At 42.6% G+C, this 10815-nt stretch carries 13 protein-coding genes; 11 read left to right on the top strand and 2 right to left on the bottom strand.

Going from position 1 to position 10815, the window contains the following annotated elements; genetic code table 11:
- Positions 1-404: 404 nt before the first annotated feature.
- Positions 405-1148: a 4'-phosphopantetheinyl transferase family protein gene (locus B4K20_RS04725; protein ID WP_289282051.1), complete on the bottom strand. Its 744-nt coding sequence runs from the start codon at positions 1146-1148 to the stop codon at positions 405-407.
- The gene (locus B4K20_RS04720; protein WP_289244494.1) at positions 1126-1566 is read right to left on the bottom strand and encodes a hypothetical protein; all 441 of its coding nucleotides are present in this window, start codon (positions 1564-1566) and stop codon (positions 1126-1128) included. The genes B4K20_RS04725 and B4K20_RS04720 overlap by 23 nt, the downstream gene beginning before the upstream one ends.
- Positions 1567-1798: 232 nt before the next feature.
- Between B4K20_RS04720 and B4K20_RS04715 the strand changes: the two genes are divergently transcribed.
- The 11 genes from B4K20_RS04715 to B4K20_RS04665 all read left to right on the top strand — a co-directional run.
- Positions 1799-2482, top strand: a complete 684-nt coding sequence (locus B4K20_RS04715) for a beta-ketoacyl synthase chain length factor (protein ID WP_289282050.1) — start codon at positions 1799-1801, stop codon at positions 2480-2482.
- Positions 2483-2487: 5 nt separating this feature from the next.
- Positions 2488-3255 (top strand): lysophospholipid acyltransferase family protein, encoded by a 768-nt coding sequence (locus B4K20_RS04710; protein WP_289244492.1) that lies wholly within the window; start codon positions 2488-2490, stop codon positions 3253-3255.
- Entirely contained in the window at positions 3239-3499 is a 261-nt protein-coding gene (locus B4K20_RS04705; protein ID WP_289244491.1) for a phosphopantetheine-binding protein, read from the top strand. The genes B4K20_RS04710 and B4K20_RS04705 overlap by 17 nt, the downstream gene beginning before the upstream one ends.
- A 9-nt stretch (positions 3500-3508) precedes the next feature.
- A complete protein-coding gene (locus B4K20_RS04700) occupies positions 3509-3763 on the top strand; it encodes an acyl carrier protein (RefSeq protein WP_289282049.1) in 255 nt (84 codons plus the stop codon).
- Positions 3760-4302, top strand: a complete 543-nt coding sequence (locus tag B4K20_RS04695) for a hypothetical protein (protein WP_289282048.1) — start codon at positions 3760-3762, stop codon at positions 4300-4302. The genes B4K20_RS04700 and B4K20_RS04695 overlap by 4 nt, the downstream gene beginning before the upstream one ends.
- Positions 4299-5984, top strand: coding sequence for an AMP-binding protein (locus tag B4K20_RS04690; protein ID WP_289282047.1), 1686 nt, complete (start codon positions 4299-4301; stop codon positions 5982-5984). Before B4K20_RS04695 ends, B4K20_RS04690 begins: the two co-directional genes overlap by 4 nt.
- The gene (locus tag B4K20_RS04685) at positions 5977-6726 is read left to right on the top strand and encodes a glycosyltransferase family 2 protein (RefSeq protein ID WP_289282046.1); all 750 of its coding nucleotides are present in this window, start codon (positions 5977-5979) and stop codon (positions 6724-6726) included. Before B4K20_RS04690 ends, B4K20_RS04685 begins: the two co-directional genes overlap by 8 nt.
- Positions 6727-6769: 43 nt before the next feature.
- Positions 6770-7663 (top strand): hypothetical protein, encoded by an 894-nt coding sequence (locus B4K20_RS04680; RefSeq protein ID WP_289282045.1) that lies wholly within the window; start codon positions 6770-6772, stop codon positions 7661-7663.
- Entirely contained in the window at positions 7660-8067 is a 408-nt protein-coding gene (locus B4K20_RS04675; protein ID WP_286303655.1) for an acyl-CoA thioesterase, read from the top strand. Before B4K20_RS04680 ends, B4K20_RS04675 begins: the two co-directional genes overlap by 4 nt.
- Complete coding sequence (locus B4K20_RS04670; RefSeq protein WP_286303656.1) at positions 8064-8630, top strand: outer membrane lipoprotein carrier protein LolA; 567 nt, start codon at positions 8064-8066, stop codon at positions 8628-8630. The genes B4K20_RS04675 and B4K20_RS04670 overlap by 4 nt, the downstream gene beginning before the upstream one ends.
- A partial coding sequence (locus B4K20_RS04665; protein ID WP_289282044.1) for an MMPL family transporter occupies positions 8630-10815 on the top strand: 2186 nt, incomplete at its 3' end. The genes B4K20_RS04670 and B4K20_RS04665, both read left to right, overlap by 1 nt.

The raw sequence follows: 10815 nt of genomic DNA, 5'->3' as shown, positions 1-10815 counted from the left end.
TCACTATAGCGATGATTTTCATAGTTACCTGCTGACATCACCCACTCATTCGGGTCTTTTTGCATAGAAAGCAATTCATCTGCATAACTTGTCATGGGTAGAGCAACTGACATTAAAGCCAGAGATATTGTTGTTTTTTTCATCATTTTTCCCTTCAAACTTAAGATATAGAAGTAAGCGGAAGCTGAAGTCGCCACTTCTTTACCAAACGCTGACGTATAAAAAAACAGAAGGTTTTTCTATAAGTCATCATTTACCAAACACAAAATCATGTTTGATAATCCCCAAGGGGTAGGGAAAGACTAACAGTCAAAAAAAGGAACTAATTGCACTAGTTTCCAAAAATAATGGCCGATTGGAATCTCAGACAAGTAACGATGGTAGGGGGAGTATCTTAGAGCAAACTATTTATAAAGAGAGCGTATGGGGAGTTGCTCCCAGTTAACAATCATTGGACTTGTGGATGTAAAAGGTTGAGTGGCATTGCTTGGGGGCGTAACTAAATAAGCGTCCATTATTTCTATTGTGGATGAGATAAAGACTGCGAGCTGATATTGCTCAGATGTGAATGAAGATAAAGTACAGTTAGGAGACTGGCTCAACCTCCCAGTATCAATAGTATGGAAAGGTGTTTTGAATTGTGTTGATCTCGGCAGAGATTTATAAAACGCTTCTTTTATGCACCAGCATTGGTAAAAATAATCTTGAGATGTGTTTGAGGAGTAAAGTTCATATTCTCTCTCAGACATAAAACTTTTGGCCATGCCAATCATATTGTTACGTGGTTTCTTAATTTCTATATCAACACCACATGGTAAGTCTGCAAACACAATAGCTACCCAGTCATGGCTATGGGACAGGCTACAAAAGAAGGGGCTGGTTAATTGGGGGAGTTTGGGACAGGTATCCGTGTTGTCATCAATAACCACATCCTCAAAGTGAATACCAAACAGATGATTAACGGCGTATTTAATTAACCATCGGCTTAATAAAAATTGTTGTCGCTTTTTGGGGGAGGATAGTCGGTGATATCTTTGAGTACTCGATTCGTCTAAAAAATCTGAATTAAGAGAATCTGAACTGCCCTCAAGGTTGGCTAACCAGAGTTGAGGGAAGTGTAGGTGTTTATTCAGCAAGTTTAACGACATCACCCTTCAAAGCGACGCCAGCGATAATAGCGCCTGCATGGCACTCATACTCGCTTGTGCTGATAAATGCGTTCTTTTTGTAATAGCTCTCTATATTTATAACGGCATTACCACCTTCAGCTCGGACTCTATCTTGGAATGAGAGTAGTGCACTGAGGAGAACCCATTCACACGCCTCTTTGTCGGTTTTATTAAAGGCGTTCGTTTTTTTATTGCTTACGAAGTTACCTTTGTCTTCAAGGACTTTTGTATCTGCTGGTTGACCAAAAATAAAGCGAATGGTGGGGTCCAGCTTTTCTTTGAAGTCAGCCGATTCCATTGCCTCTTTGATTGAAAAAAGGTGTTTTGTATCTCGAGCAAATGCTTGGCTAGATAACACCATAGTGGCAAGAATCAATATCGAAAAGACTTTTTTCATGAGATAACGTCCATGTGTAAAAAGCGAGCAGTATAGTTCATCGGCTGTTTTACTACAATTTCCATGTTTTTTCTTGCATATATCAATGATGAAAGTAGAATTCTTCCAACACTTGATTACTTTATGACAAACGTTAGACACAAACGCTAACCGAACGGACTCGCATGACATCACAGAGGTTGACTCATTGATTAAGCTGAAGTTGGAGTCATGGTCCGCCTTGGCACCTGGCATGGAAGATACAGACGCATGGATGAAGTGGTTTGATGATATTGATAGCAAACCATCCGAAAATACACCTATCCAGATAAAACAAGTACCGGCTTTGTTGCGTCGTCGTTTTACGACGCTGGGTAAAATTGCTGCGAAAGCCACGTTTAACCTGATGGAGAGTAAACAGGGGATTTCTACGATCTTCGCTACCCGTCATGGTGATACGCCGCTGACATTATCATTATTAAAAGATATTGGTAACAGTGAGCCTTTATCACCAACCAGTTTCAGTCTGGCTGTGCATAATGCGGTAGGCGGATTGTTGTCGATCGCTCGTCAGGATGTTGCTCCTATTACAGCGATAGCCAGTACTGAAAATTTAGTACTGAGCACATTGCATGAGGCTGCTGCACAGCTAGAAGTCTATGGCAAGGTGTTATGTGTTATCTATGACGTACCATTACCCGATATTTATCAACGGTTTTCTCAAAGTTTACCTTTTCCTGTGGCCGTTGCCTTTATTGTCAGTCATGATGAAACCCTTGATTCAGCCATAGAGTTTGCACGTGAACCCACATTTGATTCTTCATTCAGTTCTGAGCAAGGACTGTTTGATTTTATTTCGCTGTTAATGAGCTATCAGCAAGAGATTAAGCTCACCACAGCAGCAAGTTGTTGGCGTGTTAGAAGGTTAGAACGGTGAGAAATGTGCAGCGACTTTGGCGATTATTAGCAACAGCTGTTAGTTTCTTACTCTTTGGCTTGGGCGGAATTATCATTCCGTTGGTCGTCATTCCTGTTATTTATCTGTTGCCTGGAGATGTACAGCGCAGAGAAAGACGAGGCAAAGCCTTTATTCATCATAGCTTTCGGGTTTATATTCGATTAATGAAAAGCATGGGCATCCTTTCATATGAGCTTGAAGATATTGATCGATTAAAGGAAGCCAAGCTTGTTTTAGCCAATCACCCGACTTTGATAGATGTCGTTTTTCTGATCTCTCTGATCCCACAAGCAAACTGCGTGGTAAAAAGTGCGTTGATGCGTAATCCGTTCACGCGAGGCCCACTGAAAGCCGCTGGCTACATTGTTAATGATGATAGCGTGGACGATGTGATTGCAGCGGCTGAAGCTGCGTTTAAACATGGTGATGTGCTGATTATTTTTCCTGAGGGAACACGTTCAATTCCTGGAAAAGTATTAACCTTAAAGCGTGGTGCAGCCAATGTTGCAGTTAGGACTCAAGTTGACGTTACCCCGGTTTTAATTGATTGTCAGCCTGTCACGTTGACCAAAGGACAACCTTGGTACCAAATCCCTGATAGCAAGCCACATTTCAAGATTACAGTGGCAGAGCCGATAGCTATTACCGATTTTATAAAACAGGATAAACCTTCTGTTGCCGCAAGAAACTTAACCTCTGCGTTAAGTCAGTATTTTAATGAGGAGATAGGATTGCGTGAACGCACTGCATAATGAAATAAAATTAATGATTATCAACAGCCTCGATCTGGAAGATATCGATGTTGAGGATATCGACAGTGACGAACCCTTATTTGTGGATGGACTTGGACTCGACTCGATTGATGCACTGGAGATTGGTTTAGCGCTACAAAAGCAATATGGCATTAAACTTAAGTCAGACTCGGAAGAGACAAGGCAACATTTTGCCAGTGTGAGTGCTTTAGCTGCTCTGGTTGAAGAACATAGAACAAAATAGAACAACATCATGAAAAGTCAGCAAGAAATATACGAAAAAGTAGTGGCGGTTTTTGAGGAGCTGTTTGAAATCGAGCCAGCAGATATCAGCCCTGAATCGAATTTATATGAAGACTTGGATATCGATAGTATTGATGCGGTTGATCTTGTTATCGAGTTAAGAAAAATGACCAAGAAAAAAATTCAGCCAGACGATTTTAAAATGGTTCGTACCGTTCAGGATATTGTTGAGCAAGTAGATAAGTTATTGAATAACGAGCAATGATGACTGCTATCAGGCTGTTTTCTGTCCTGTTATCTATCGCCTATCCGTTTATTGTGTTTTGGGGCTTACACAGTAATCACTATCAAACATTAATTGTTTTTTTGGGGCTCTTATTACTGAGTCGGTTCTGGCTCGCCACTTTGTGGCAGGAGCGACTCATGCTTACGCTGATGGTGGCCTTGCTCGTGAGTCTTGTCTTATTCAGTGAAACGAGTACCGCATTAAAACTATATCCGGTGATGATCAACCTGAGCTTATTTACCGTATTTGTGATGAGTTTACATGCCAAGGAGTCAGTGATTGAAAAACTGGCGAAACTCAGAGAACCTGATTTACCGGCAGAAGGGGTAGCCTATACTCGGAAGGTCACTATCGCCTGGAGTGTCTTTTTTCTTTTAAATGCGATAATCGCTTTTATCACCGTCTTTTTTATGTCATCCCAAGCCTGGATGTTATATAACGGCGTGATTGCTTATGTGCTTATCGCTGTCATGTTCAGTGTTGAATGGCTTATTCGACAAAGAGTAAGGCGACAATGACGATTCCTTATAGTTTGTTTAGCTGGTGGCAAGATAATGATGATGTCGTGATCGCTATCGATGGTGACAGAAAGCGGGATCGTGCAGAATTAAAACGACGTGTTACCGCCTGGATAGCAAGTATTAAAGAACATGAAGGACAATACTGGGCCGTCTATCACTCAGATGCGTTTGAGTGTCTGGCTATCATGCTAGCGCTATGGCAATTAGAACGGACGGTATGCCTTTCTGCTGACAAGCTTCCTGCAACGGTTGCCAGACTTCAACACCATGTCGATGGCTTTGTTGGGGAGTTTGAGCAAAATACGTTTGCCCAGCCAAGCGATGAGCATCACGAGGTATGGCAGTGGCAGAAAGCCAGTACTGACTTGATTGCCTTACAGGTATTTACTTCCGGTTCGCAGGGGCAGCCGAAATGTATTGATAAATCTCTACAGGCGCTAGATAGAGAAATAGCCGCATTGGATTGTCTTTCATGTGAAGACGTTGAAGTGGTGCTTGCTACAGTCACACATCAGCATATGTATGGCGTGATATTTCGTTTATTAAGACCTTTTTGCTATCAGCAGGCATTTAGCGCGAAGTTACATGAGTATCCTGAGGAATTGATCCGTTCTGCTTCGTTGTACGGACGATTCTGTTTGATTTCCAGCCCGGCGCATCTAGCAAGAATGAATGCCGAGCAGGACTGGAATTTAGTAAAAAATAATTGTGTTGAGGTTTATTCATCAGCCGCACCATTAACCCGAACCGAGAGTATGAATGTGTCTGCTTATCTCGATGTGCGAGTTAAGGAGATATATGGCAGTACTGAAACCGGGGCCATCGCTTGGCGCTGTCAACAAGATACTGAGCACGATGCTTTGTGGCATAAACTTTCTCATGTTCAGTTAAAGACAGTGGAGACGGGTGGGCTTGAAGTAAGATTTGTTCAGGGTGGAAATTCATATGTATTAGCTGATCATATTGAATTTGATCCTCAGGGTGATTTTGCTTTGCTAGGCAGGCATGACCCTATCGTGAAAGTCGAGGGAAAACGCCTCTCATTGACTGAATTAGCCAATGCAGTAATAGAGCACCCATGGATTGCTGAAGCAAGAGCCATACTCTTGAGCAGAAAGCGTACAGAAACAGCCGTGGTGGCCGTGTTATCTGAGAGCGGTCAGCAGCAGCTCATCACTCAGGGAAGAAAAGCACTTATAAAAAGCATGAAACACTCATTAGCCGATCAGTTTGAGCCTGTTTTATTGCCGAGACGCTGGCGTTTTATTGAGGCGATGCCAGTGAATACACAAGGAAAATTAACCATGAATGCGCTCACAGCATTGTTTGATAAGCCCGATACAGTTTGGCCTATCATTGAAGCTGAAACTGTGAGTGAACAGGCGGCGGATTTCAGCTGTCGCATACCTGAAGAGCTTCTGTATTTTGATGGGCACTTTCAACAGCAGGCTATTTTACCTGGCGTTGTGCAATTGCACTGGGCAGCCAAGCTCGGACAAAAATATCTTAATATTTCTGGTCATTTCCATCGACTGGAAGCGATTAAGTTTCAACAACTGATCCTGCCCGGAAGTGTAGTCAGCTTATCGTTAAGTTATGACCACTCCAAGCAGAAATTGAGTTTCAGTTTTTCCTCTGAGAAGGGCGTTCACTCAAGCGGAAAGGTTTGTTATGCCTGAGTATATCTTTAATCCTGCCATTGTGATCCCAGTGTATAACCATGAACATGCGATTGGGACGATTGTGGCCCAAGTCATGGCCTCTGGATTGCCTATTCTATTGGTGGATGATGGCAGTGATATACCCTGTCAGCAAACATTGATTGCTCTTGCTGAACAGTTTCCGCATCAGTTAAGTTTGCTTCGCCTAGAAGTGAACGGCGGTAAAGGCGCCGCGGTGAAGGCGGGTCTGCGATGGTTGTTGGATAATGGCTATTCACATGGATTGCAAATCGATGCGGATGGTCAACACGATGTGGCAGATATTACCCGCTTTATTCAAGCAGCAGAAAGTGAGCCAGACTCGCTTATCACTGGCTACCCTCAGTATGATGAATCAGTGCCTAAAATACGTTTATACAGTCGTTATCTGACTCATATATGGATCTGGATTAATACCTTATCCTTTAGCATTAAAGATAGTATGTGTGGGTTTCGGGTTTATCCGCTGCAACAGACTGTAACGCTGCTTTCTCACTGTGGTAACCGTATGGACTTTGATCCGGAAGTCATCGTCAGATGGCTATGGCGTTATCAGAAAGTCACTAATTTACCGACGAAAGTGCATTATCCGCTGGATGGTGTTTCTCACTTTCTTTTATGGAAGGATAATGGTTTGATTACGCTCATGCATACACGGCTGTTTTTTGGCATGTTGTGGCGTATGCCGTGTTTATTATGGCGTAAACGTGATGGTCAATAATTCGCATTGGTCGCGTGTGGCCGAGTCCGGGACGGTCATCGGCATGCAGATTCTATTATTTTGTTATCGGGTCTTTGGTCGATGGGCTTTTCGTCTCTGCTTATTTCCGGTGATGACTTACTATTATTTAACCCGTCGAGAAGCTAGAAAAGCTTCACAACATTATTTATCACGACTAACCGAGACCTATCCTGACTTAGGTAGGTTATCGTCATTTAAACACTTTCTTATGTTTGCTGACATTCTGCTGGATAAATTACTGGCATGGATGGGACGTATTCAACTCAAAGATGTACGCTTTCATAGTGACGGTCAGTTTGAAGCGGCTATTGAACAAAAGCAGGGCGGTATTATTGTGGTATCCCATCTGGGGAATACCGAAGTCTGTAATGCATTGGCACATCAACAGCCGAATTTGAAATTGACCTTGCTGGTCTACACCCAACATGCTGAAAAATTTAATGCCTTAATGAAAAAGGTAGGCAATACGACACAGGTTAAGATGTATCAAGTGACTGATATGAGCCCGGCCTTTGCCATGATGATGGCTGAACGTGTTGAAGCTGGAGAGTTTCTTGTTATTGCTGGTGATAGAACACCGGTCACTGGGCAGCAACGAGTCTCTGAAGTCACCTTTTTAGGTGAACAAGCGGCTTTGCCTCAAGGCGCCTTTCTATTAGCGAGTTTATTAAAGTGTCCGGTCTATCTGATGTTTTGCCTTAAGCAAGACAAGATGTATCACATCTACACAGAGTTATTTTCTGAAAAGTTATCTTTTACTCGCCAGCAACGGCAGGCTTTATTAACAAATACTGTCCAACAATATGCTGATAGATTGGCTCATTATTGCCATATTGCCCCTCTGCAATGGTTTAATTTTTATCCGTTTTGGCAAAAAATGACACCACAAACTCAGCAAACTGAGGAGCAACAGTGATTCAGGTAGAAACGATTATTGAAGTCCCTTTTCACGATGTTGATGTGATGCGCGTTGCCTGGCACGGTCATTATGTGAAATATTTTGAAATTGCTCGCTGTGCCTTATTGGATAAAATTGAATATAACTATCCGGAAATGGAACAGTCAGGGTATGCCTGGCCTGTGATTGATTTACGTATTCGTTATGCACACCCACTAAAGTTTCAACAAAAAGTGAAGGTGATAGCAACGCTGGTGGAGTGGGAGAATCGTCTGAAAATAAACTATCAGATTGATGACTTGGTTACAGGGCAAAGACTGACCAAAGGCTATACCGTACAAGTCGCCGTGGATATGTCAAATAATGAAATGTTATTTGTCTCACCCGCTATTTTATTTGAAAAAATTGGGGTGACAGCATGATCAGACTCTCTATGCTCATGATGCTGTTCATTAGTTTTTCCGCACAGGCAGAATTATCTTACGACTTACTTGCCAAACTCACCGATTCTCCGGCCTCTCTTCAGGGGCGGTTCGAGCAACAGAAGCAGATTGTCGAGTTTGATACTACCTTAACGTCCCAAGGGAGATTTGAATACCAACGTCATCAGTTCATCCATTGGATGACTGAAACACCGATAGAAAATGAACTGACAATGACACCTGATGATATTGTCAGCCGTCAGGGAAATAATGAAATTTTGCATATCAAAACGGATAAAAATCCCTCAGTTCAGATCCTGAGTAACATCTTTTTTGCTGTGTTAACCGCGCAATGGCACGACTTAGCCGAGTTTTTCTATGCCAATGGTGAACAGCATGGTGAGCAGTGGCATGTGACCTTAACGCCCAAAAAACAGACCTTAAAACAAGTTGTCAGCAGTGTGGAGTTATCAGGAGATAAATGGCTTAGAGAAGTCACATTGAACGAACATAATGGTGATAAAACACATATTACATTTAGTGAATTATCGCAGTCGCACTGATGAACAACTTCTTTAAATTCTTGGCTTGGGTTTGGCTACTTGTTGTCCTACTGCTAATAGGTATTACAGCCGTTAATCGGCCAGTATTAGATACCAGTATGATGAGTCTGTTGCCACAATCCGAGCAGCAGCCTCTCGTTAAAGCCGCTTCTGAGCAGATGGGGCGGCAGTTTTCTCAGCGACTACTTATTCTGGTGACAGCATCGGATAAAGAAATCAGACAAGCGTCTTCGACAGCTCTGGCGGATTCTCTTCGTGCATTGCCACAAGTCAGTTCTGTGCTGTCACAATTTGAAGCTTCCACGCTCACACACTATCAACAGACGCTTTACCCTTATCGTTATGGTTTGCTGACAGATGAGTTAGTCGCACTTATTGATACTGACAAAAGCGATATCGTTAAACAACGAGCATTGTCACGCATTTTGAATCCCGTGAGTCTTGGTGGACATTCGCTGGTTGATGACCCTTTTGGTCTGATGTCATCGTGGTTAGAGCAGTTGGAATCACCCATTAAGGTCACTTCAGAAGATGATTATCTAAAGCTCACAGAAAAAAATGATACCTATCTAATGATAGTGAACTTAGCGGATGATGCTTTTTCGATGGCTACCCAGAAAGCGGTTTTAGGTGTTTATGGGCAGCAAAAAGACAAGTTGGAAGATAAAGGTGTTTCCCTGCAGCTATCTGGTTTACTGGTTCATGCCGATGCTGGTGCCAAGCAAGCACAAAAAGAAATGTCGACGATAGGTATCGGTTCGCTGCTCGGCATTGTGCTGCTGATGTGGTGGGTGTTTAAACGATTTTATAGTGTCATTTTATTATTACTCCCTGTCTTTATTGGCTTAATCGTGGCCTCATCAGTAGCGTTTTTGGTGTTTGAACGCGTACATATCGTGACATTTGCCTTTGGGGCGGGCTTAATCGGTGTGGCGATTGATTATGCACTGCATTTTTTATGTGAACGACAGCAACGGCGAGATGTTATTTCGCATATCTTGCCAGGACTAACATTAGGTCTGCTTTCAAGTGTTTTGGCGTATGCTGCTCAAGCGATTACCCCTTTCCCAGGGCTTCGACAGATGGCACTTTTTTCTATCGTTGGACTGGTTTCAGCGTGGTTAACCGTGGTGTTATGGTTGCCATTATTAACAAAACGTTTGCCAACCAGCACGACTCGATTGAGCAATAAGATTTATCATTGGCAACAACAACTACCAAGTGTTGATCAGAATCTCTCTGTCCGTATTCTCTTAATTTTCCTTACTATTGCCGCTGCAACCAGTGTGTTTTATGGCGAAACAGAAGATGATATCCGGCTATTACAAACATCTCCCCCTGAGTTGCTAGCTCAAGAGCAATATGTCCAACACGCTTTAGGTCTTAACAGTAGTACACAGTTTTTGTTAAACCCCTGCGAGCAAATAGAACTCTGTCTACAACAAGAAGAGCAACTCAAACCCGTATTAGAAAGGCTACAGCAACAAGGTCAAATTTCTCATTACCGCATGCTTTCGGAATCGGTGCCATCGAAGAAAACACAGACTAATAATAGTCAACGAGTGGCACGCTTATACCAGCAAGAATTGAGTTCGCTATATAAATTGCTGAACGCTTCCGAGCAGATGACTGGGCAAGCTTGGCATAAACTTGATAATGACAAACTGAACCGCTTAACACCTGATAGAAAAGATGAGCAGGGGGGATTACTGTCCTCACCGATTATTGAGTCAGAACAAGCCGGTTTAGCGACAGTTATCAGTCTCGCCTCCTCGAACTCATTATCAGCACAGGCATTAGTGCAGTTACAAGCGACGGTGCCAAAACTGATTTTAGTGGATCAGGTCGATGCCATTTCAAACTTGATGCAGGATTATCGACAACAAATTATGTTGTGGATGTGTTTGGCCTATATTGGTGTTTTTGCCATTTTATTTTGGCGTTATAAAAACGCCACTTGGCGAATTATTTTGCCGCCCATGTTAGCCTCCTTCTTTACTTTAGCGATATTAATGGCTGTGCTACCTGACGTGAATTTGTTTCATTTTATGGCCTTAATTCTGGTGTTAGGTATTGGCATTGATATGGGAATCTTTTTGACAGAAACCTCAGGGGCGACTCAAACCTGGTTAGCGGTCACATTGTCGGTGCTGACAAGTTTAATGGCTTTTGGTCTATTAGCGTT

Source organism: Methylophaga sp. UBA5088, assembly GCF_002414625.1.
GTDB lineage: Bacteria > Pseudomonadota > Gammaproteobacteria > Nitrosococcales > Methylophagaceae > Methylophaga > Methylophaga marina.
Note: the sequence above shows the minus strand (reverse complement) of the source record. Positions and strands in the feature narration are given on the sequence as shown.